Raw genomic sequence first — 22,520 nt, 5'->3', positions numbered from 1 at the left:
TGGTTATATTTAGAAACCGTAAACCAATGCCACTTTAAATATGGATTTAGTAATAGGAATTGATATAGGAGGAACCAAAACCAAGATAGGTTTGGTGGATGAACATGGCGAATGCTACGAAAAAACATTTTTTAGGACCAAGGAATATCCCAATTTAGATAATTACCTGGATAAAATAAAGTCCACCGTCGACGAGCTTTTAGAGCAATTTGGAGAAGATGCCAACGTAATTGGTTGTGGTATCGGTGCTCCCAATGCTTCCAGTAAAAACGGAACTATTGAAAGAGCTAGTAATTTGGCATGGAAAGGCAGTGTACCGCTGGTAAAGCTTTTAAAACAACGTATGGACATGCCCATTCGCATAATGAACGATGCCAGTGCAGCTGCTTTGGGCGAAATGCTTTTTGGGGGTGCCAAGGGCATGACCGACTTTATTGTAATAACCTTGGGCACCGGTTTTGGTGCCGGCATTGTGGCCAATGGACAACTTATTGATGGATATGATGGATTTGCCGGCGAGCTTGGCCATGTGGACATGACCATGGGTGACGGCAGGTTGACCGGACTAGGTGTTAAAGGAGGGCTGGAAGCCTACGTTTCGGCCACTGGATTAAAACGAACAGTAATGTATATGCAGAGCAAATATTTGGTAGATAGTAGGTTTAGGGATATTGCCTATAATGATCTTCATGGAGAGGACATTAGCCAAGCTGCCGAAGAAGGCGATGAAATAGCCCTAAAAGCTTTTGACTACACCGCACGGATCATGGCCCAAGCTTTGGCCAACTTTACGGCTTTTACCCAACCCGAAGCCTTTATTTTAATGGGCGGACTTACCAATAGTGGAAAATGGATCATGACACCACTGGAAAAATATTTCAATGGTTTCCTTTTGGATGTGTATAAAGGGAAGGTAAAGCTACTGCATTCCAGTATGGAGGGAAAAACAGCTGCCATTTGCGGCGCTGCGGCCCTTATTTGGGAACAAAAAAAGAAAAAATAGCCCGAGAACAGGATTTTTTTGTCAAAAAACCCATTCTATGACAACAGTCATATTATCTGGTTGATTTTAATGAAAACCTTTGTACTCCAACAATCATAAAGCACTGATTATGGGGTTTACAAGGTATTTTTCAGGCTTGCTTTGTTCTATAGTATTCACTATCCTTTTAGCTCCAGACATATATTCCCAAAATTCAGAGGAAAATGATTACGGGTCGTGGTTAGTGCTGTGCGGTGAAGCCAAAATACACTAGGATTGGAGCATACCCGCTGTTGGAATTATTCGGCACCACCATATGCTGGACAAGTACGGATTTTTCTTTTTTAGGACCGGTGCCTCATACAAAATAAGCAAAGCTTCAAGATTTACGGGCGGGTTTGCCCTGCTCAATTCCAACTCCTATTTGGAACCCAACGATGTGGTAAATACCAACCAATTATGGCTATACGGCGAGTATACGCTCAAGACAAAGTTCAATCAAAATACGCTTGCACATCGTTTTCGTTTTGAAAACAGGAGACTTATCAATACGGAAGATTCCAAAGTCAACAATAGAATAAGGTATCGTCTTCAATATACCAGACCTGTTTATAGGGATATTTATTTTAAGGCCTTCAATGAAGTTTTTCTAAACCTGGAAGGAAAGGCATATAGCCAAAACAGAATTTTTATTGGGGTGGGTCGTGAACTCTCCCCCAGTTTAAAAGTGGATATTGGGTACTTTAACCAAAGTTTTAAAAACTACAGTGAAGATATGATCAGGTTGGGGCTTTATTTCAATATTGATCTTATCAAAAAGGATTTGGCTTTGAACATACATTAACTACCAAGTATTTGATAGTCCAGTTTTCTACCAACTTCCTATAAACCTGATTATTATCATATTTTCTGATGTTTAGGCAAGTTACCTTTAACATAGTTAAATAGTAGAAGTCATGAAACCAAAAAAGAACCCAAACGCAGAAATTGGACGCAACAGCAGTCTCTATTTTATGATAGGACTTACTTCGGTATTGTTCATGACATGGCAATCCTTTGAAGTAAAGTTCTATGAAGAAGAATCCAAAGTTTCGGAAGTTGTGCAAGTAACGGATGAGCTTAAGGAAGATGTTCCCATTACGGAAATGATCAGGACCACTCCTCCCCCGCCCCCACCATCCGCACCGGATGTAATTGAAATCGTGGACGATGTGGAAGATGTAAAAGAAACCATTATAGAAAGTACCGAGAGTAGCCAGGAAACCTTTATCGAGGATGCCGTAGTGCGAATCGAGGATGTGGACGTAGAAGAAGTGGAAGAAGAGGTTGTGGTACCTTTCGCAGTAATCGAATATGTGCCGGTTTTCCCTGGATGTGAGGATCTACAGACCCAAGCGGAGCGCAAGGAGTGCTTTAACCAAAAGGTACAAGAGCATATCAAGAATAATTTTAAATACCCACCATCCGCCCTAGAAATGGGAATAACAGGCAAGGTTTACCTACAGTTTGTAATCGACTCAAATGGTCGGGTCACAGGAATTCAAAAAAGAGGACCGGACAAGCTTTTGGAAAATGAAGCGGTACGTATTATCGCTTCCTTGCCCAAAGTGAAACCAGGAGAACAACGCGGTAAAAAAGTCAGTGTAAAATATAGTATACCGATAAACTTTATCATGCAAAACTGAAAATACCGAACATAACCCTAAAAGAGGCCCTGGTTAGTTCTTGGGTCTTTTTTATGAATCGAACCAAGCAATACCGTTGTATTGTTCGTGTTTTGAAGCGCTCTCCCTGTTCTTGGCCATTAAATGGGCTTTATCGTATTTTCTCGCCCTATAACCTAACAGATGAAGAAAAGATTTGGCAAAGAAACGGGCAATTCGTTGATCTACAACCAAGGTGTCTTTTTTATCGTCTGCCCATTGCACACCGGGCAATTTCACTAAAATATGGTCTACCTTGTACCTTCTGAGTTTCTTGGACAACCACAAAACTATTTTGGGGATTGGTCTGATAAAGTAGAACCCCTCATTCCCCTGCTTTTGATACAAGGGCATAAAAATCTGCCTCTTTTTGGTTGTTTTCAGTCCTACACCATCAATTATGGCCAGTTGTTCCCCTTTTGGTATAATTTCAAAATTGGTGAACCCAGGGCACATCTCAAAGGTTGTTTCCGAGCCAATATCGTGCTGATGGTATATTTCGTAAAATGTATGGGTGTCCCGCCCCGCATCGAAAATCTTTTTTCTCAGTGATTCCCTTTCCTTTTCGGAAGCATCCACGGATTCCGTCAAAACCAAAGAATATCGTATAAATTCCACGCAGTTTTGCACGGCCTTGTCATCATCATGTTGACCACTCTCAAAACCAAGGGAAACATAACCCAGTTCGTTGATATAGCTCAACAGAGCCCCTTTCAAATATTCCTCGATCCCTAAAATAATGGGCAAGGGGTAATTGGAAGCATACTTTCGGTTGAGCAAGCTATCGTTGAGCACCATAAATGGTGAAGTATCGCTGGATGTAGTATGAAGGTCCAAAAAATAAAAAGGTGGGGTTCCCTTGCCCAGAATGTCCTCAAGTAGCAGGTACAATTCATGGAGTTCCTTCTCTTCGTGATTATGAATTGTTTTTTTTTTGACAATCCTTTCTATACGATCGGGAAGCCAAATCCTGTTCAAGTCTTCTATTTGAAAACGTTGTTTGCTTTCCAAGGCACCCAAGTTTCCGGATACTGCATACACCTGTCCATATATTGGTGTTTTCTTGGATTTTATTTCATCAAAAACCTTCTTAAGTGCAAAAACACCCGCCGTTTCATTTCCATGTATACCGCCAAAAAAAACCACCGTGGGCCCTCCTTTTTTTCCATGGATATGGTCAATGATTCTTTCAACTTTTACTGTTTCATTAAGCGCTGTGCTATGAACTATTGGCATATTTTTATAAATCAACTTTACTGATTATACCCACAATATGGGTATCCACACATATCGGCAAACAACCTATTTTGTGTTTCTCCATCATTTCCTTTGCCTCCTCGATCTTTGTTTTGGGCTTCACGCTTATTACATCCTTCACCATAATATCGGATACCCTGGCCTCTTTCTTATCCAACTGCTCAAACTTTTCGATATGGCTCCAAGTAAGTAAGCCCACGAGTTCTCCCCTTCCATTTTCCACAGGGAGGTGGTGAATGTTGTTCCATTGCATTATGGCCAAGGCCAAATTGGCATAATCGTCTTCGTAGAGCTTCATGAGCTTTGTGGACATAATCTGGCTCACCCATTCAAAGGATTCCTTTGTCTCGGACATTTTATCGATTGGCCGCCATTGGTGAACAGGCTTGCCGGTTTGCTGGTTTTTGTACATGGACCTGGTTAACTGCACAATGGCACTGTCCAACTTCATTTGTTTTCTCAACTCCCTAAAATTGTTTATCTGCCACTCGGCACCCGTTCCACCTTTGGTGCGTTCCTCTATAACGCCCAGCAGCCTTAAGATGTCTTTCTCATCAATATTGAATTTCCGTAATCCCTTGTAAGCAATGGGCAACAATTCTTCCCTTACTATTTTTTTGGCGGTCATGGCTTTGCCCATCCAAGAAAACATAGCATGCCTGCCACTCGTGGCCGCCCTTAAAAAATTGAGTTTCGCCGTTCTAAAGTCCATTAAACTGGGCATGTCGTCGTACTTTTTGGGTCTTCCTGCCATTAATCCAACCCAAAAGGCAAAATTGGCCATTTCGTCCAATACTGTGGGGCCCGCCGGTATATACCTGTTCTCAATTCTTAAATGGGGTTTTCCGTTACCGACGCCGTAACAGGGACGATTCCACCGATACACCGTACTATTGAACAAGCTCAGCGCCTCCAATTTTGGTGTTTCACCTTTTTGAAGCTGCTCCAAAGCGTTTTTTTTAATTGGTTTAGTCAATAAAATACGGTGGGTAGAAATGTCCTGCTTAAAAGTTTCGGCTACCGATTTCTGCTGCCATCGCTGACCGAAACCAACCCTGGCGACCTCCTCCCTTAAGGCCTTGGTCCAAATCCGGGTATCCAAACTTTGTTGAAACAATGCAATTCGGGTCTCTCGCCATAGTTCTTTCCCCAAAAGTAAGGGCGAGTTACAGCAAACCCCCAAAACGGGACCGGAAATGGCCTGGGCCCAATTATAGCTTTTGATAAAATCTTGTGGTGGTATTTGAAGATGGAGTTGAAAACTGGTATTGCAAGCTTCAAAAAGAACGGAATCGTGATGGAGCGATAGTTCGTCCGCACCTTTTATCCGCACGGTGAAATCATCTCCCCGCCAAGTTTTTAAAATACTGTTTATCCTATAATATCTGGGGATTGGGGTCATATAATCCATACCCAGTTCATCTTTACTGATGGTGGGAAGGATTCCGGTCAACAAAATTCTTGTATCATGTTTTGAAGCTGCTTTTGTTACTTTTTCCACTAATTCCCGCAATTGATTCTCCATGGAAGTGAAACAATCTTTCTCCAAGGTATAGGGGTCAAGATTGGCTTCCACATTATAGCTTGCCAGTTCGGTGGTAAAGTGAGGGTCATCCACGGTTTTGATGATATCCAAGGACTTGGGAGCGGGCCTATAGTCCGGGTTGATCAGGCACATTTCCTGCTCGGCACCGATGCGGACGATATCGTCCTCGATCATACCCTGATCGATCATTTGCTCCAAAGCTTGAATATCATCAATAAGATGTTGGACAAAGGCCTTACGCTCCTGTTCATTAAATATGCTTTCTTGGATATGTTCTCCCATCAAAATAAAGTTTAGTCATACTACATCATTCTATAAAAATACGATGTACAAGTATGCCAAAATATGATAGACGTCAGGGTATAAATGGGAGTCTTTTTCTTTTTAGATGGCCATACTGACAATTATCATGTTTTTTGCAAACCATCAAAAGTACTTTTGAAATATAATGTAAAGTTATATAGTTTATGTGCGGATTAGTCCAAAAATATAATATCCCAGGCCCCCGGTATACGAGTTATCCCACAGTGCCCTATTGGGACATTGAAAGTTTTTCAGGTAAAAAATGGAATTCCAGTTTGCTCAAAGCATTCCAGGAAAGTCAGGAAGAAGGTATCAGTATTTATATACATCTTCCCTTTTGTGAAAACATGTGTACTTTTTGTGGATGCCACAAAAGAATTACAAAACGACATGAGGTAGAAAAACCGTATATCAAAGCCGTTTTAAGGGAATGGGAATTATATGTTGACCTGATGGAGTCCAAACCCATGATAAAAGAACTCCATTTGGGAGGTGGGACCCCTACCTTCTTTTCTCCGGAAAACCTTAAAATTTTGATTGAGGGCATTGTTCGCCTCAGTAAAAAAACGGATGAAATTGAGTTCAGTTTTGAAGGTCATCCCAACAATACCCAAAAAGAGCATTTGCAAGCCCTTTACGAGGTTGGGTTTAGAAGGGTGTCCTTTGGTGTACAGGATTACAACCTCACTGTTCAGCGTGCAATCAATAGAATTCAGCCCTTTGAAAACGTGAAAAACGTTACCGAATGGGCCAGGGAAATTGGATATACTTCTGTGGGGCATGATATTATTTATGGTCTTCCGTTTCAAAAATATTCGGATGTAGAGGAAACTATTTTCAAGACCAATGCCATAAAACCCGACAGAATTGCTTTTTATAGTTATGCACATGTTCCATGGTTAAAAGGAAATGGCCAAAGAGGCTATAGTGATTCGGACTTACCATCTTCCGTTGAGAAAAAAGCCCAATACGAAATGGGCAAAAAAATGCTAACAGAATTTGGTTACAAAGATGTTGGAATGGACCATTTTTCGCTACCAACGGACAGTTTGTACCAAGCGTTGGAAAATGGAACCCTACACAGAAATTTTATGGGCTATACACCGTCAAAAACCAAACTCATGGTCGGTCTGGGAGCGTCGAGCATCAGTGACAGTTGGTATGGTTTCGCCCAGAATGTAAAAAACGTGGAAGAATATCAGAATTTGGTTTCGCAGGGCGTTATCCCTATTTTTAGGGGACATATCTTGAATGAAGAGGATGAAATATTGAGAAAGCACATCCTTAATATCATGTGTCAGTTCAAGACCACTTGGAACGCCGCCGAGAAGGAAGTAATCGATTTTGAAAATATTTTGGCCCACCTATCTGAACTAGAAGCGGATGGGTTGGTGGAAATAAATGACAAAAACATAAAGGTTACAGACAAAGGAAGACCCTTTGTTAGAAACATTAGTATGGCCTTTGACCTAAAAATGCACAGAAAAAAACCAAATACCCGAATATTTTCCATGACCGTTTAACCTAAAAAAGTAAAAAAATGAAAAGTATAATTGTACCTGTTGATTTTTCAAATCAATCTGAAAAAGCCCTTAAAGTTGCTGCTTCCTTGGCAAAGGAACACAAGGCAGAATTATTAGTGCTCCATATGCTGGAGCTTTCTCCCTCCATTATGGGAGAATCAGGATATATTTCACAAGAACAGGTAGTCCACCTTATTAAATTAGGCGAAAAAAGGTTTTCCGACTTTTTGGACAAACCCTATTTGAAAGATGTCCCAGTTGTCCCCGTGATTAAGCACTATAAGGTCTTTAGCGAAATTTCCGAGGTGGCTGAAAAACATAAGGCAGACCTAATTGTTATGGGCTCCCACGGTGCCGACGGCTTACAGGAGATTTTTATTGGTTCCAATACGGAAAGAGTAGTAAGAACTTCCGATATCCCCGTTTTGGTAATCAAAGGGAACGAGGTTGATGATTTTAACCCCAAGAATTTTGTGTTCGCCTGTGATTTTGAGAAAGAAAGTATCCCTGCCCTCAAAAGAGCCGAACAAATGGCCGAGCTCTTGGGTTCCAAGCTACACTTGGTCTATATAAACACGCCTGGGGATGAGTTTATGAGCACCAATGATGCACATAAAAAAATATCCGAATTCCTGAACGAAGCCAAAGTTGGCATGGAAGTCGAAATATTTAACGATTATACCGTTGAAAAAGGAGTTCTCAATTATAGTGATAACGTATCGGCCGACCTTATCGGGATTCCAACACATGGAAGAAGAGGTCTATCGCACTTCTTTATGGGAAGTATTGGTGAAGATATTGCCAATCATTCCGAAGCACCAGTGATTACCTTTAAAATTTAGTGAATTGCATTTTTGATTGGTTTCATGTAATTCGAAAAAAAGAGGGGCAGTTTAAAAATTGCCCCTTTTTTTTGCTTTTGACAAACATGACTAGCCATGGAACCTTTCGTATGCAGCTTTCTCTAGATCTTCCCTATGGTCAGGGTGTGCTATGGAAATCAAAGCTTTGGCTCGCTGTTGAAGGTTTTTCCCAAAAAGATTCACCACACCATATTCAGTGGCTACGTAGTGCATATGGGCCCGTGTAGTGGTTACCCCAGCGCCTTGCTTTAAAAATGGTGTTATTTTGGAAACACCTTTTTTGGTAGTGGCCGACATGGCAATAATGGGCTTCCCGCCTTTAGAAAGCGAAGCTCCTCGCATAAAATCCATTTGTCCACCTACTCCGGAGAATTGGTATCCGCCAATGGTATCTGCACAAACTTGTCCAGTTAAATCAATTTCTATGGCGCTGTTAATTGCCGTCGCTTTCGGATTTCTGCGGATTCTGGCCGTATCGTTGGTATACCCAGAGTCTCTAAAATCACATATCGGGTTATCATCTATAAAATCATATAGTTTTTGCGAACCCACAGCAAAACAACTAACAATTTTACCTCGTTTTACCGCTTTTTCTTTTCCATTGATGACACCACTTTCCAACAAAGGCAATACCCCATCAGAGAACATCTCGGTATGGATTCCCAAGTTTTTATGGTTTCCCAAATTGGACAAAACCGCATTGGGTATGTTGCCTATTCCCATTTGTAGGGTTGCGCCATCCTCAATCAAGGATGCCACATGCCTGCCGATTTTATGTTCCACTTCGGATGGTTCGGTAGGTAGATGTGCATGAATCGGTCTATCTACCTCAGTAGCAAAGACTATCTCATCGACATGAACAATTCCTGTGCCGTGGGTTCTGGGCACTTGTGGATTGATCTGTGCCACGATTTTTTTGGCCGTTCGAATTGCTGGCAATGCCACATCCACCGATACTCCCAAAGAACAATAACCATGCTTGTCCGGCGGGGATACTTGTACCAAGGCCACATCCAAGGGCAAATATTCATCGGCGAACAACCAAGGTATCTCGCTTAAAAAAACAGGGATATAGTCGCCCATATAAGTATTCACAAAGGTTCTTACATTGCCCCCGACAAAACATGCGTTCAGGGTAAAGGCATCGCAATACGGTTTTCTGGTGTACTTTGCATCCCCTTCCGTATGGATCGAAACAATTTCGACATTTTCAATTTCTTTATGCCTATCACATAGAGCATCGATTAATTCGTTAGGAGTCATAGCGGCCCCTTGAAAAAAGACCCGGTCTCCAGATTTTACGATTCCTACCGCTTCTTCTGCTGATGTTATTTTCATTATGGATTTGATTTTTTAAGGTTGATGGCATTCAATGGCGGCCGATACTGTATCTGTAGGTGCAGCTTTTGGGGAAACATAGGGGATTCCCAATCCTAGCCCACGTACAATGAACAAAACACCAATGATGACCACGAACACCGGTATCAATTTTTGTATTTTGGATTTAATGGAAGTACTGAACATTCCTTTGGAATAGACCACCAATGACATTAAAGGTACGGTACCCAAGCCAAAAATCATCATATAAAGACCACCTTCCAAAGGACTCCCCATGGCAATGGCTCCCAAAAGGGCCATGTACACCAGACCACAGGGCAAGAAACCGTTCAAAAAACCAATGGTCAAAAAAGTGTCGGGTGTCTTCTTTTTGAGTTCGGCCCCCAGTTTGGACTTCACCTTGCCGATGATCGAGTAAATTGGAGACAACATTTTATGTCCGTTAAGGTACTTTCCCGGAATCAATACAAGAGCGATCATAAGCACCCCTATTCCGATAGACAGTTTTTGCTGAATGCCGAACAATGACAATCCCTTGCCCAAAAGTCCAAACAACAAGCCAATCATCCCGTATGCCAATAGTCTCCCAAAGTGGTAGATGGACAATTGTGCTGTCTTTTTTACACCATTGTTTTGGTCCAAGGGCAGCATAAAGGCTATTGGCCCGCACATGCCCAAGCAGTGCAGGCTTCCAAGTAGTCCAAGAACCAATGCAGAGGTCAACATGATCAGTATACCAATTTTTGTTTATGCAAAAAGGAATTACCTTCGTATTCCCAGTTTATGGAAATGTCCCAGCGACCGTCTACCAAGCGATTGTCAGGTATGAGCAAATGTGTTTTGGACAAACTTATAGGAAAGTCTGTGTCCAAATGCTTGTTAGACGGTCTATATAGGGACACTGTTCCACTTATTTTTTTTGGGTCGAAACGTTCTGGAAAATAAATCATCAAACCTTTATCCGTTTTTTCAACCTTTAGGTTGGCATCCATTTCCGTTGCCGTTTTTGATGCATCTATCTCTTGCTGATAAGACAATTCTTTTTTATAGTATTCCTCCGTCACCAAATCGTGATTGGCGCTATCATCCGTACTCATCCTAACTACAAAGTATAGGATAAAGCTGATGAAGCCAATAAAAGCCAACACGATTCCAGTTCCCCAATTAATTTTCATATCAATCCTTTTTAGTTGTAACTCCTTGGTGCCAAAAATTGGGTCACCGTAGTTTCTATGAGCTTATCTCCGCTATATACACCTATCTTCAATTTATCCTTGTCGCCGTTCAATGCCGAAGCGTTTATTTCTATAAACAATGTCCCTTCTGCCATTTCTTCCGCAGAAACGGTAAATTCATCTTGGGAAACCATTTTGATTTCTCCGTTGTGCGACATCAGTTCGAAAGATACATTTTCGATATCCTTGGTGGTCTTGTTCACCAATTTATAAGTGTATACATTACTGATAATGTTGTTCTCCTTACGTTCGTAAAGTTGGCCGGGCAAACGCAGTATGTTTGCTTCAACCTCGTTTCGCATAAACAACATTCCAATCAAGATGCCTATCAATACCACTAGTACAGCGGTATATCCTTTCATACGGGAAGTAAACTTAAACTTGTTCTTCTTGGTTATCTCATCTTCACTGGCGTACCTGATCAAACCTTTAGGTTTGTCAATGCTTTCCATAATGTGATCGCACTCATCAATACAGGCCGTACAGTTTACGCACTCCAACTGTGTTCCATTACGAATGTCTATTCCGGTTGGACAAACATTGACACATTGAAAACAATCGATACAATCACCATGTCCCAGTGCTTCCCTATCCTCATTTTTTCGAAACTTTTTGCGTCCGTTATCACCTTCCCCACGTTTGTGGTCATAGGCCACAACAATGGATTTATTATCCAAAAGCACCCCTTGTAATCTACCATAAGGGCAAGCAATGATACATACCTGCTCCCTGAACCAAGCAAAGATGAAGTAAAACACCGCTGTAAAGATCAGCAATGGAATCATAGTGCTCAGGTGCGCCATGGGACCATCTGTTATATATGACAATAGCTGATCACTCCCGATCAAGTATGCCAAGAACACATTGGCAATAAAAAAGGAGATGATGAAGAAAATAAGCCACTTCAATACTCTTTTCCTGATTTTTTTACCCGTCCAGGGCGCTTTGGCCAAGCGCATTTGAGCACCTCGGTCACCATCTATCCAATATTCGATACGACGGAAGACCATTTCCAAAAATATGGTCTGGGGGCACATCCATCCGCAGAAAATACGACCATAAGCGACCGTAAACAGTGCAATGAAAATTACCCCTATGATCATGGACACGACCATCAAGTGAAAATCTTGAGGCCAAAATGGAAGTCCGAATATATTGAAACGTCGGTCCAATACATTGAACAACAAGAACTGATGCCCATTGATTTTGACAAAAGGAGCTGCAATCAAGAAAATTAGCAGAAAATAACTAACATACTTACGGTAGTTGTAGTACCGTCCACTGGGTTTCTTCGGAAAAATAAAATTCCGTTTTCCATCTTCTGTGATTGTGCCTATGGAATCCCTAAAGTTCTCTTCCATCGTTTTTATTTGTCAATTCATACTACCATAGACGTCCCCAAAAGGGTTAATTCATGGCTACGTCTGTTGAATCAGTGGCCTGCTCCATTGCTTCTGGTGCAGCTTCTTTCGTTTCAGATTCCGTTCCATTGGACTCTTCGGGAGCATTGGGGTCTACCCATATTTCCCCCTCGGGTTCCTTTGGATTGGCAGGTGTGGTGCCGCCCAGGGTCATTACATAACTGGATACCTGAGCCATTTCTACAGGCTTTAAGGTTTGTTTCCAAGCAATCATCCCTTTGCCGTCGCGACCACCTTCGGAAATTGTGGTAAAGATGTTTTTGATGCCTCCTCCCAATATCCAGTATTTGTCGGTAAGGTTTGGACCAATTCCACCCCCACCGTCGGCCATATGACAGGCTACACAATTGGCCTGAAATATTTTCTCTCCCGCAGCCAAATCCGATTCATCGGATAGGAACTCAACGGTACTGGCATCCACCAAGTCTTTGGCAGTTCTTTTGTACTCTTCAATGGCAATTTGCGCAGCAGCAACTTCTTGTTCGTATTCAAGTTCTTGATCGTATTCACCGATAACATGGAAACGAACTAAATAAACCACTGCAAAAACAATGGTCGCATAGAAAAGATATACCCACCATGGTGGCAGCACGTTGTCCAGCTCACGGATGCCATCATAGTTATGATCCAGAACAATCTCACCTTCTCGTTCTATGGAGCGGCTTTTGGTAAGTCGTTTCATTAAGTTCTTGGCCCAAGTCCATTCAAACTTTTTGTCTTTAGCTTCCAAGTAGCGCTCCTTTCCTTCTTCTGAAAGGGTTTGGAACATGATATTCTCAATGGAAGCTAAAATCAGTTCTATGGCAATAAGGATCATCAATACCAACAGCATAAAAAACTGTGTGATGGGATATTCAAGTATTGCGGGTTTGTCACCGGAGTCTATAAAGAATTCCATCAATCCGAAGATCAAAAAGAATAAAACGGGGACTCGTATCCACCAAGGTGTTCTTGTGCTCATAATGTTATAGTTTGTTTTGTTGATCATCGTTATCCAATGGCAGTTCGGACATCTCCCTTATGTGTTCTTTGGTAGCGGTAAACACCCACCAGAACAAGAGAACAAAAAACACAAAGAAGATGAGCAGGGAAACCATGGGATAGTTCGCTATCCCATCAATGGTTTCCATATGTTCTTTTACAAATTTCAACATGGTTATGTTAGATTTTAGAGACTAGAACCAAGACGCTAGACCTTTGAAGGTCTTTGTCATTGGATACCTTGGTTCTTGGCTCTTGATTCATGATTTCTTTTTCTATTTTTCGGCTGTATCGGTAATCTTAATATCGGTACCCAATCGCTGCAGGTAAGCAATCAAGGCTACGATTTCACGATCTTGCATTTCCACAAAATCCAAGCCGTTTTCCTCAGCATATTTCTTATCTGCTTCATACGTTTTTGCGAATTCTGGGTCTGTATAGAGACTCTTCTCTATCTCGGCTGCTTGCTCTTCCATAGATTGTGGAGCGTTGGCAATATCCTCTTCGGTATAGGGAACACCAAGCTTTGCCATGGCCTCCATTTTAGCTTGAATATCGCTACGGTCGTGTTCGTCCGTAACCAACCATTCGTACGATGGCATTATGGAACCGGCCGAAGTACTTTGTGGATCGTACATATGGTTTAAGTGCCAACTATCGGAGTATTTGCCTCCAACTCGCAACAAATCGGGACCAGTACGTTTACTGCCCCACAGGAATGGGTGGTCGTACACAAATTCACCTGCCTTGGCGTACTCACCATAACGTTCTACCTCACTACGGAACGGCCTGATCATTTGTGAGTGACAACCCACACAACCTTCTCGAATGTAAAGGTCTCGTCCTTCCAACTCCAATGGCGTGTAGGGTTTAACACTTGTAATGGTCGGGATATTGGATTTTACCAATATGGTTGGGACAATTTGAACAATACCCCCGATCAAGATGGCTACGGTGGCCAAAATGGTCAACTGAACCGGTTTTCTTTCCAACCAGTTGTGGAAGGTTTCGCCAGCCACTCTTCGTTTTGCAACGCGTTCCAATGCTGGAGCTTCTGCTGCTTCATCTTCAACCTTGCTACCAGACCTAATGGTCATCACCACATTGTAAAGCAACACAAACATACCTAGGATGTACAACGAACCTCCTATGGCCCTCATCCAATACATAGGGATGATCTGGGTCACGGTTTCCAAGAAGTTACCATAAACCAAGGTACCATCTGGGTTGAATTCTTTCCACATCAAGGCTTGGGTAAATCCTGCTACGTACATCGGCAAGGCATATAATACAATACCCAAGGTGCCAATCCAGAAGTGGAAATTGGCCAATCCTTTGGAGTGCAAATCTGTTTTGAACATTCGTGGCACCAACCAATAGATCATACCAAAGGTGAGGAATCCGTTCCAAGCCAAGGCTCCCACGTGAACGTGGGCAATGATCCAGTCACTAAAGTGAGCAATTGCATTTACGTTTTTCAAGGAAAGCATTGGGCCTTCAAAAGTGGCCATACCATAACCCGTGATAGCTACCACCATAAATTTTAATGTGGCATCGGTACGCACTTTGTCCCACACACCACGAAGGGTCAACAATCCATTGATCATACCACCCCAAGATGGTGCTATCAACATTATGGAGAATACCACACCTAGATTCTGTGCCCAATCTGGTAACGAAGAATATAACAAGTGGTGAGGGCCTGCCCAGATATAAATGAATATCAACGACCAAAAGTGGACGATGGACAATCTATAGGAATAGATGGGTCTGTTCGCCGCCTTGGGAACAAAGTAGTACATCAAGCCCAAGAAAGGCGTGGTCAAAAAGAATGCCACTGCATTGTGACCATACCACCATTGTACCAAAGCATCTTGCACACCAGCGTAAACAGAATAACTTTTTAGTGCAGTTACCGGTAATTCCAAGCTGTTAAAAATGTGAAGCACGGCTACCGTAACAAAGGTGGCCAAGTAAAACCAGATGGCCACATACAGGTGCCTTTGTCTTCTTTTTAAGATGGTACCGATCATGTTCCAGCCAAAAATCACCCACACCACTGCAATGGCTAAATCTATAGGCCATTCCAATTCGGCATATTCTTTGGATGTTGTGTATCCTAATGGTAACGTCAATGCTGCTGCGACAATAATCAATTGCCAGCCCCAGAAATTGATGTTACTTAGGGCATCACTGAACATTCTTGCTTTAAGCAGACGTTGCAGTGAGTAATACACCCCTGCAAAAATCGCGTTCCCCACAAATGCGAAGATCACGGCATTGGTGTGCAATGGGCGCAAACGGCCAAAACTCAACCAAGATATACCCTCTGTAACGTTGGGGAACAAAAACATAAAGGCCAACAAAAGACCTACTGCCATACCCACCACGCCCCATAAAATGGTAGCGTATAAGAACTTTTGTACGATTTTGTTATCGTAACGGAACTGTTGTATTTCCATATTTATTGGTTTGTACTTTTAGTTTGTTTGATTTCCTTTTTATTTGGGTTTGATTTTTCCTTGTCCTTAACCACCTCATCCTCGAACAACATTCTTACCGATGGGGTATAGGTGTCATCGTATTGTCCGCTTTTTACCGAGAAAACAAAGGCTACAAAAAAGATTACGGCCACCGTTATACTAATGGCCAACAACACATAAATAACACTCATACCTACCTGAATTTAGGGGTAAAACTACTATGATGGTATTCCTCAAAAAATGACATATATCAGCTTTCTAAAGTTTTTAATTCTTTACCGAGATAATTTGTTGCCAAAGTAGTGAACACCACAATACTGATGGAGCTCAATGGCATCAAAATAGCGGCAATAACGGGTTGCAACTGACCCGTAACGGCAAAATACAATCCTACTACGTTGTAGCAGAGCGACAACAAAAAGCTCATTTTTATGATTCCAATGGACTTTCTTGACAGTCTCATGAACTTGGGCAGCATTCGCAACTTGCTCGCATCCAAAATGCCGTCACAGGCTGGCGAAAACACGTTGATGTTCTCCGAAACGGCCAAACCTACATCGCTTTGGGCCAAGGCTCCGGCATCGTTCAAGCCATCACCCACCATTAAAACTTTGTGGTGTTCCTGTAGGTTTTTGATGTATTCGAGCTTATCCTCTGGTTTTTGATCAAATAGCATTACTGTCTTCTCTGGAAGCACTTTTTGCAATTGCGCTCTTTCTCCATCATTATCACCAGAGAGAATTCCCAGTTCCAAGTCCTCGCCCAGCTGCGTAAAAATTTGGCTCATACCATCGCGGTAGGTGTTTTTGAACACGAACCGTCCCTTAAAATCTTCATCGGCACTTACGTAGACCGAGGTATTGGTCAATGCATTGGATTTGCTTTCACCCACATAAGATGCCGAACCTACTTTTATGGAGTGCTCCTTATATTTGCCCTCGATACCTTTTCCTGTATGTTCCTGGAATTCTTCCAAGGTCATTATGGAGTTGGATTTTAAAATATCATAAAGTGACCGGCTCAATGGGTGATTGGATGCCCGAAGGGTTGTCTTTAAAAGTGCTGTTTCCTCTTCGGTCAGTTCCATCCCTTCGTAGTGGATGGTGTCCTTCACATTTGTAGTGAGGGTGCCTGTTTTATCAAAAATAGCGGTATCTATCTTGGACAATCTTTCGATCACATTGGTATTCTTCAAATAGAATTTATGTTTTCCAAAAATGCGGAGCATATTTCCCAAAGTAAATGGGGCCGCCAAGGCAATGGCGCAAGGACAGGCAATGATCAATACGGAAGTGAACACATTCAGGGCCAAACTCGGGTCAAGAATCAACCAAAAAATAGTAGCTATAGCGGCAATGCTTAAAACGGCAATGGTAAATCGTTTTCCAATGCTATCCGTAAGGGTCTGAAATTGACTTGCCTTGTCTTTGGAAAATATGGAGTTGCCCCACAACTGTGTCAGATAACTTTGGGAGACGGATTTCAGCACCTCAACCTCCAAAACTCCAGAAAGCTGTTTGCCACCCGCAAACAACTTTTCACCAGATTCTTTCAATACGGGTTCGGATTCGCCCGTCACAAAACTATAATCTATCTCTGCGTTTCCTTTGATGAGGATACAATCTACAGGAATAATTTCATGGCTTCGGATCAAAACCCTATCCCCTACTTCGATATTATAAATTTGGATGTTTTCTTCTTCCCCATTTTGCTTCAAACGGGTGACGGCAATCGGAAAATAGGATTTGTAGTCACGCTCAAACGAGAGATAGGCATATGTTTTCTGTTGAAAGAATTTCCCCAACAACAAGAAGAAGACCAAGCCCGTGAGACTATCAAAAAAGCCTGAGCCCAAATCAAATAGAATATCAACCGTACTTCTCAGAAAAAGGGTCAATATCCCCAGGGCGATGGGCACATCAATGTTCAGCAGTTGGGAACGGATGCCCTTGTAGGCCGAGATAAAGTAATCCTGCGAGGCATAAAATACCACGGGCAGGGAAAAGGCGAACATCAACCAACGGAAAACCTGCTTGTATTGGTCCAACCAAAATTCTTCTACCTCAAAATACTCGGGAAAGGAGAAAAGCATCACATTGCCAAATGCAAAACCCGCAACACCCAACTTATAGATTAGGGAACGGTCTACTTTTTTTGCTTTTTTGTTGTATTCCTCCAGGGAGATATAGGGTTCATAACCGATGCTCCCCAACAAAAGTACCAATGCTTTTAGGGAAAAATCCTCTGTTTTATAGGTAACCCGGATGGTTTTTTTTGGAAAGTCGACCTGAGATACCTTAATGGCCGAATGTAGCTTGTTCAGGTTTTCCAACACCCAAATGCAGGAACTGCAATGAATGGCAGGAATACTCAAACTGACCACTTGCACACCTTCTTCATTAAACTCCACGAGTTTCTGTACAATTTCTTGGTTGTCCAAAAAATCGTATTTCTGTCGGATTTCGTTAGGTGTGGTTCCCGCCTTGCCCTCTATTTCGTAGAAAGTGGACAATCCGTTCGATGTAAAGATTTCATAAACGGTCTTACAACCATTACAACAAAAATCCTTATCATCAAACTGCACATAACTTTTACCGCACTCGTCTCCACAATGATAACAGGTTAGGTCTGTCATTTCACATTTGCTTTACCTGATGCAAATTTGTAATACTCTTCCTCTTAAAAATATGATATTTATCAGTAATTCGTAAATGTTTAACCCTTAAGTTTGTCAAATCAGGTAAATTAACCACTATGGAAAGCAGGTGTGAAAATTGTATCGTCCGACAGTTCAACTCCCTCCGTGCCATGAGCAAAGAAGAGTTGAAACAAGTTTCGGATTCTAAAACTACCAGGACCATAAAAAAAGGAGAACCCCTTTTTGAGGAAGGTGACAAACTTAATGGAGTATATTGTGTAAGGAACGGAGTATCCAAGCTTTCCAAATTAAGTGCTAACGGAAAAGATCAAATTGTGAAATTGGCCAGCAAGGGCGAAGTCCTTGGCCAACGTTCGGTTATTTCCCAAGAAAGCACCAATCTTTCGGCTGTTGCCGTGAATGATATGGAAGTCTGCTTTATTCCAAAAGAAAGCATCAATAATACCCTTCAAAAAAATCCAAATTTCACTTTAGAGGTGCTACGCCATATGGCCCACGATCTAAAGGAGGCTGATGATGTTATTGTCAATATTTCCCAAAAAACCGTGAAACAACGAATGGCAGAGGCATTTCTTTACCTTCAAAACAATTTTGGGGAAGATGCCGATGGGTTCTTGGCGCTTACACTTTCAAGGGAGGATATCTCCAATGTGGTGGGTACCGCTACGGAATCGGCCATTAGAATCATTTCCGAATTCAAAAAGAAAGGCTTGATCCAAACATCGGGCAAAAAAATCGGCATTAAGGATGAGCGTAGGCTTCATGAAATAGTCGAGGGCTTTTAGTCCAATTTTCCAAACCTGACATTTGTCATAGTATCCCCTAGCCCTTAGGCCTAATTTTATTGCATCATAATTCTAGTCCGATGCAAAAGATATTAATACCTACCGATTTTTCGGAAAATTCATGGAATGCCATTGATTACGCCATGCAATTGTTCCGTAACAGACGTTGTACATTTTATTTGCTCAACACCTATACCCCTGTTATTCCCAGCAGCCGATTTATGGCCAAAATGATTGATGGGGTTCGCATTGTGGATGCGGTAAGGGAAAATTCAGAACAAGGACTGCATAAAACGGTGAAGCGTATCAAAACCAAATACGGCAATCCAAACCACAGTTTCGAGACCATCTCTTCTTTTAATTTGTTGGTGGACGAGGTAAAGGACATTGTGGAAACTTTTGGCATCAATTTGGTAATCACTGGAACTAAAGGAGCTTCGGGTGTGGATGAAGTATTTATGGGCAGTAACACGGTACGCATTATTAAAAGCGTCCGAAAGTGTCCTGTTTTGGCCATTCCATACCATTTTGAATATGTTACCCCTTCGGAAATTGCCTTTGCCACGGATTTTAATCGATTTTATACCTCATCCGAATTATCGCCAATATTGGATATGGCGGAAATGTTCAATGCCACTATCCGAATTGTACACGTTCAATACGGTATAAAAGCGTTAACGGAACTACAACAATTTAACTTGAACATGTTGCGACGTTATCTTGGCGAGGTGGAACATTATGTGCACACGGTTTCCGAACTCAATTCGGTATCCCACACTTTGGAGACCTTTTCCAAGGAACTGGGCATCCATTTGCTGGCCATGCTGAATTATCAGCATAGTTATATGGAAAAAATGACCCGCGAGCCCATCATTAAAAGAACAGCGTTCCACACTCAAATACCATTATTGGTAATTCCAGAGCTGGGGATGGAAGGCATTTCTCCTAAAGTAAAAGAAGAGGAGGAAATAGAGTCGCACAATTAACCTGCATTGTTATCTTTATGCCACATTTATTTTAGAATCTGGCATTAAGTAACCCATGGACAAACAACAATTGATTGACTGCCACGAGCGGATAAAACCTTTTATCCACAACACACCAGTGCTCACATCTCGACTTTTGAACGAGATATCGGATGCCAATTTGTATTTTAAATGTGAGAACTTTCAACGTATGGGCGCTTTTAAAATGCGCGGGGCAGCCAATGCCATAATGCAGCTTACGCATGAACAAAAAAAGAACGGTGTTGTGACCCATTCTTCGGGAAATTTTGCCCAAGCTTTGTCACTTTCCGCAAAAAGCTTGGGGGTAAAGGCCTATATTGTAATGCCGAGTTCTGCGCCCCAAGTAAAAAAAGAAGCAGTGAAGGGCTACGGAGGCATTTTGGTTGAATGTGAACCCAACCTGGCTGCCCGAGAACTTGCATCCGACCAAATTGTGCAACAGCATGGAGCTACCTTTATTCACCCTTCGAATGATGACCATGTGATTTTAGGACAGGGAACCGCCTGCAAAGAACTGCTGGAACTTCAACCGGACTTGGACTATGTGGTAGCGCCTGTTGGCGGTGGTGGATTGATTGCAGGAACGGCCTTGTCCGCTCATTATTTTGGAAACCATTGCAAGACCATCGGTGGGGAACCTTATGAGGTTGATGATGCCTATCGGTCCCTCCAGAGCGGTAAAATAGAGACAAACCGCTCTACAAATACCATTGCCGATGGATTAAAAACTCAATTGGGTGATAGAAATTTCCCCATTATCCAAAAACATGTGCAAGAAATTGTTCGTGTAACGGAAGAAGAAATAATTGCTGCGATGCGATTGATTTGGGAGCGTCTAAAAATCGTATGCGAACCCTCCAGTGCAGTGGCTTTTGCCGCTGTAATCAAAAGAAAGGAAAAGCTTCGTGATAAGAAAGTGGGTATAATTATATCTGGTGGCAACGTAGATATTAGCCATTTACCTTTTTAAAACTTATAATGCTTTGTTGGGTAGCGATATGGTAAAGGTAGTGCCTTTTCCTATTTCGCTTTCTACACCTATTTTACCATCCATGGCCTCAACTTGGGTCTTTACCAAGTAAAGTCCAAAACCTTTACCTTCTGTAGCGCCACTCAATCTCCCGTACATATCAAATATTTTTCGTTCCTTTTCGGGCGTAAGCTCCATACCAATTCCGTTGTCGGAAAATCTTAGCACTACATTTTCCTCTGTCTTCTCCGTAGCAATTTCAATCTTGGCCGGAACACCTTCCTTACCATAATTAATGGCATTGAGAATAAGGTTGTAAAAAATATTGACCACATAGCTTTTGGCTCCAAACACAACGTCAGCTTTTGAGAAATCGGTCTTGAGAATGGCCTTATGCTTGGCGATTTCTTCCGCCAGCAGTCCGTCCACGTCTTTAATCACCTCTTTAAGGAACACTTCCCTAAACTTTTCTTTATCGGCCGATTTTAAGGATAGGGATAAATGAAGATCTTTTATCGTCTGGTCGAGAGCTTCTGTAGTATGCTCAATCTTTTTCACAATATCATCGTTCACTTCGTCCTTGCCCCATTCGTATATTTTGGATAGCATTAAAAGATTTGAAATAGGCCCCCTGAGGTTGTGGGATATGATCCGAACAAAATTTTGAAGTTCGTGGTTTTGCTCCACTATTTGTTGGTTGACCAAAACATCCTTGGTAACATCTTGGGTTGTACCGCTCATTCGATAAGCTTGGCCTTCCTCATTGTAATACGCCCTTCCTTTTTGATGCACATACCTATGCTCTCCATTGCCTACTACAATCCTATGAACAATATCATGAAGGGTATTTTCCTTGATACATTTGGTCACATCTTCGTTAAAAGCCTTCCTGTCTTCGGGATGTATAATCTCGACCAGAGATTCGTAGTTCGCATTAAAGGTTTGTGAATCTTGATTAAATATTTTATAAAGCTGGTCGGACCAGGTAATTTCATTTTCGACAATGTCCCAGTTCCAATGCCCAACATTGGCAACTTCTTGGGCCTCTCGATACTTTTGCTCACTATCGAGCAACCGATGGTTGTTGTCCACTTCTTGGGTAATTTCCTTTTGCCAAACGCAACATCCAACGACATCGCCGGAACTGTTCATGAAAGGTTGAAACGAAAATTCATGCACCACAGTATTCCCATCCTCAACAAATGTATGTTTTGATGTTGTTGCATAACGGTTGAGCGCCCTTTCGCAACCCTGCTCGCAAGGATCGAAGAAGAAATCGGATTGATAGACTTCTATAAGGTCCATGCCCCTTTCCGCTTCTCCTAAACCATTTTGTTTAAGGCGCGTTTTAAAGGACGTGTTAAAAGCGGTGAGCCGATAATGCTTATCCATGGCCCAAACAAGGTCCGCCCTATCCTCTACAATTTCAATTTCATTCTGAATAAAGACTTGTTTCCGTTTCAC

Annotated in this window: 20 protein-coding genes; 8 read left to right on the top strand and 12 right to left on the bottom strand. The window is 42.0% G+C overall.

The annotated features are described in order from the left end of the window. Positions 1 to 40: 40 nt before the first annotated feature. The 3 genes from J4E06_RS13755 to J4E06_RS13745 all read left to right on the top strand — a co-directional run bounded on the left by J4E06_RS13755 (position 41) and on the right by J4E06_RS13745 (position 2,667). Positions 41 to 1,003, top strand: a complete 963-nt coding sequence (locus J4E06_RS13755; protein WP_349524530.1) for an ROK family protein — start codon at positions 41 to 43, stop codon at positions 1,001 to 1,003. 262 nt (positions 1,004 to 1,265) lie between these two features. Continuing rightward, positions 1,266 to 1,826, top strand: a complete 561-nt coding sequence (locus J4E06_RS13750) for a DUF2490 domain-containing protein (protein ID WP_349524659.1) — start codon at positions 1,266 to 1,268, stop codon at positions 1,824 to 1,826. Between the two features lie 112 nt (positions 1,827 to 1,938). Continuing rightward, entirely contained in the window at positions 1,939 to 2,667 is a 729-nt protein-coding gene (locus J4E06_RS13745) for an energy transducer TonB (RefSeq protein WP_349524529.1), read from the top strand. Positions 2,668 to 2,718: 51 nt separating this feature from the next. Here J4E06_RS13745 and J4E06_RS13740 read toward each other — a convergent pair whose 3' ends face one another. Both J4E06_RS13740 and J4E06_RS13735 read right to left on the bottom strand, forming a co-directional pair. Further along, complete coding sequence (locus tag J4E06_RS13740) at positions 2,719 to 3,921, bottom strand: M14 family metallopeptidase (protein WP_349524527.1); 1,203 nt, start codon at positions 3,919 to 3,921, stop codon at positions 2,719 to 2,721. A 4-nt stretch (positions 3,922 to 3,925) separates the two neighbouring features. Then, positions 3,926 to 5,770, bottom strand: a complete 1,845-nt coding sequence (locus tag J4E06_RS13735; protein ID WP_349524526.1) for a glutamate-cysteine ligase family protein — start codon at positions 5,768 to 5,770, stop codon at positions 3,926 to 3,928. Between the two features lie 185 nt (positions 5,771 to 5,955). Between J4E06_RS13735 and hemN the strand changes: the two genes are divergently transcribed. Continuing rightward, the gene (gene hemN / locus J4E06_RS13730; protein WP_349524525.1) at positions 5,956 to 7,314 is read left to right on the top strand and encodes an oxygen-independent coproporphyrinogen III oxidase; all 1,359 of its coding nucleotides are present in this window, start codon (positions 5,956 to 5,958) and stop codon (positions 7,312 to 7,314) included. A gap of 17 nt (positions 7,315 to 7,331) precedes the next feature. Then, positions 7,332 to 8,156: a universal stress protein gene (locus J4E06_RS13725; protein ID WP_349524524.1), complete on the top strand. Its 825-nt coding sequence runs from the start codon at positions 7,332 to 7,334 to the stop codon at positions 8,154 to 8,156. Between the two features lie 90 nt (positions 8,157 to 8,246). Here the strand turns inward: J4E06_RS13725 and J4E06_RS13720 are convergent, their stop codons facing one another. From J4E06_RS13720 to J4E06_RS13680, 9 genes are all read right to left on the bottom strand, one after another. Next, positions 8,247 to 9,515, bottom strand: a complete 1,269-nt coding sequence (locus J4E06_RS13720; protein ID WP_349524523.1) for an acetyl-CoA hydrolase/transferase family protein — start codon at positions 9,513 to 9,515, stop codon at positions 8,247 to 8,249. Between the two features lie 15 nt (positions 9,516 to 9,530). Then, positions 9,531 to 10,241, bottom strand: coding sequence for a sulfite exporter TauE/SafE family protein (locus J4E06_RS13715; RefSeq protein WP_349524522.1), 711 nt, complete (start codon positions 10,239 to 10,241; stop codon positions 9,531 to 9,533). A gap of 2 nt (positions 10,242 to 10,243) precedes the next feature. Further along, entirely contained in the window at positions 10,244 to 10,690 is a 447-nt protein-coding gene (locus J4E06_RS13710; protein ID WP_349524521.1) for a FixH family protein, read from the bottom strand. An 11-nt stretch (positions 10,691 to 10,701) separates the two neighbouring features. After that, positions 10,702 to 12,111 (bottom strand): cytochrome c oxidase accessory protein CcoG, encoded by a 1,410-nt coding sequence (gene ccoG, locus J4E06_RS13705; RefSeq protein WP_349524520.1) that lies wholly within the window; start codon positions 12,109 to 12,111, stop codon positions 10,702 to 10,704. A gap of 46 nt (positions 12,112 to 12,157) precedes the next feature. Continuing rightward, a complete protein-coding gene (locus tag J4E06_RS13700) occupies positions 12,158 to 13,132 on the bottom strand; it encodes a cbb3-type cytochrome c oxidase N-terminal domain-containing protein (protein ID WP_349524519.1) in 975 nt (324 codons plus the stop codon). A 4-nt stretch (positions 13,133 to 13,136) separates the two neighbouring features. Beyond that, complete coding sequence (locus J4E06_RS13695; protein ID WP_067037876.1) at positions 13,137 to 13,325, bottom strand: cytochrome C oxidase subunit IV; 189 nt, start codon at positions 13,323 to 13,325, stop codon at positions 13,137 to 13,139. A gap of 102 nt (positions 13,326 to 13,427) precedes the next feature. Next, entirely contained in the window at positions 13,428 to 15,614 is a 2,187-nt protein-coding gene (gene ccoN, locus J4E06_RS13690) for a cytochrome-c oxidase, cbb3-type subunit I (protein WP_349524518.1), read from the bottom strand. Positions 15,615 to 15,616: 2 nt separating this feature from the next. After that, the gene (ccoS, locus tag J4E06_RS13685) at positions 15,617 to 15,826 is read right to left on the bottom strand and encodes a cbb3-type cytochrome oxidase assembly protein CcoS (protein WP_014033097.1); all 210 of its coding nucleotides are present in this window, start codon (positions 15,824 to 15,826) and stop codon (positions 15,617 to 15,619) included. Between the two features lie 59 nt (positions 15,827 to 15,885). Next, positions 15,886 to 18,270 (bottom strand): heavy metal translocating P-type ATPase, encoded by a 2,385-nt coding sequence (locus tag J4E06_RS13680; protein WP_349524517.1) that lies wholly within the window; start codon positions 18,268 to 18,270, stop codon positions 15,886 to 15,888. Positions 18,271 to 18,389: 119 nt separating this feature from the next. On the opposite strand from J4E06_RS13680, the gene J4E06_RS13675 reads away from it, so the two are divergent. The 3 genes from J4E06_RS13675 (at position 18,390) to J4E06_RS13665 (ending at position 21,056) form a co-directional block, all read left to right on the top strand. After that, on the top strand, positions 18,390 to 19,079 hold the full coding sequence (locus J4E06_RS13675) for a Crp/Fnr family transcriptional regulator (RefSeq protein ID WP_349524516.1): 690 nt from the start codon (positions 18,390 to 18,392) through the stop codon (positions 19,077 to 19,079). A gap of 80 nt (positions 19,080 to 19,159) precedes the next feature. Continuing rightward, the gene (locus J4E06_RS13670; RefSeq protein WP_349524515.1) at positions 19,160 to 20,065 is read left to right on the top strand and encodes a universal stress protein; all 906 of its coding nucleotides are present in this window, start codon (positions 19,160 to 19,162) and stop codon (positions 20,063 to 20,065) included. 55 nt (positions 20,066 to 20,120) lie between these two features. Continuing rightward, a complete protein-coding gene (locus tag J4E06_RS13665) occupies positions 20,121 to 21,056 on the top strand; it encodes a threonine ammonia-lyase (protein ID WP_349524514.1) in 936 nt (311 codons plus the stop codon). 3 nt (positions 21,057 to 21,059) lie between these two features. Here J4E06_RS13665 and J4E06_RS13660 read toward each other — a convergent pair whose 3' ends face one another. Then, positions 21,060 to 22,520, bottom strand: a complete 1,461-nt coding sequence (locus J4E06_RS13660; protein WP_349524512.1) for a sensor histidine kinase — start codon at positions 22,518 to 22,520, stop codon at positions 21,060 to 21,062.

The sequence above is a fragment of the Allomuricauda sp. NFXS6 genome, assembly GCF_040148835.1.
Classification (GTDB): domain Bacteria; phylum Bacteroidota; class Bacteroidia; order Flavobacteriales; family Flavobacteriaceae; genus Flagellimonas.
The sequence above is the reverse complement of the archived record's forward strand: the minus strand, read 5'-3'. Positions and strand labels throughout refer to the sequence as shown.

Bases quoted from the DNA above. Each gene is read 5' to 3' on its own strand.
- J4E06_RS13740 (WP_349524527.1), bottom strand. From the start codon at position 3,921: ATGCCAATAGTTCATAGCACAGCGCTTAATGAAACAGTAAAAGTTGAA.
- J4E06_RS13665 (WP_349524514.1), top strand. From the start codon at position 20,121: ATGGACAAACAACAATTGATTGACTGCCACGAGCGGATAAAACCTTTT.
- J4E06_RS13735 (WP_349524526.1), bottom strand. From the start codon at position 5,770: ATGGGAGAACATATCCAAGAAAGCATATTTAATGAACAGGAGCGTAAG.
- J4E06_RS13745 (WP_349524529.1), top strand. From the start codon at position 1,939: ATGAAACCAAAAAAGAACCCAAACGCAGAAATTGGACGCAACAGCAGT.
- J4E06_RS13720 (WP_349524523.1), bottom strand. From the start codon at position 9,515: ATGAAAATAACATCAGCAGAAGAAGCGGTAGGAATCGTAAAATCTGGA.
- ccoG (WP_349524520.1), bottom strand. From the start codon at position 12,111: ATGGAAGAGAACTTTAGGGATTCCATAGGCACAATCACAGAAGATGGA.
- J4E06_RS13695 (WP_067037876.1), bottom strand. From the start codon at position 13,325: ATGTTGAAATTTGTAAAAGAACATATGGAAACCATTGATGGGATAGCG.
- ccoS (WP_014033097.1), bottom strand. From the start codon at position 15,826: ATGAGTGTTATTTATGTGTTGTTGGCCATTAGTATAACGGTGGCCGTA.
- ccoN (WP_349524518.1), bottom strand. From the start codon at position 15,614: ATGGAAATACAACAGTTCCGTTACGATAACAAAATCGTACAAAAGTTC.
- J4E06_RS13675 (WP_349524516.1), top strand. From the start codon at position 18,390: ATGGAAAGCAGGTGTGAAAATTGTATCGTCCGACAGTTCAACTCCCTC.
- J4E06_RS13700 (WP_349524519.1), bottom strand. From the start codon at position 13,132: ATGAGCACAAGAACACCTTGGTGGATACGAGTCCCCGTTTTATTCTTT.
- J4E06_RS13680 (WP_349524517.1), bottom strand. From the start codon at position 18,270: ATGACAGACCTAACCTGTTATCATTGTGGAGACGAGTGCGGTAAAAGT.
- J4E06_RS13715 (WP_349524522.1), bottom strand. From the start codon at position 10,241: ATGTTGACCTCTGCATTGGTTCTTGGACTACTTGGAAGCCTGCACTGC.
- J4E06_RS13670 (WP_349524515.1), top strand. From the start codon at position 19,160: ATGCAAAAGATATTAATACCTACCGATTTTTCGGAAAATTCATGGAAT.
- J4E06_RS13755 (WP_349524530.1), top strand. From the start codon at position 41: ATGGATTTAGTAATAGGAATTGATATAGGAGGAACCAAAACCAAGATA.
- J4E06_RS13710 (WP_349524521.1), bottom strand. From the start codon at position 10,690: ATGAAAATTAATTGGGGAACTGGAATCGTGTTGGCTTTTATTGGCTTC.
- J4E06_RS13725 (WP_349524524.1), top strand. From the start codon at position 7,332: ATGAAAAGTATAATTGTACCTGTTGATTTTTCAAATCAATCTGAAAAA.
- hemN (WP_349524525.1), top strand. From the start codon at position 5,956: ATGTGCGGATTAGTCCAAAAATATAATATCCCAGGCCCCCGGTATACG.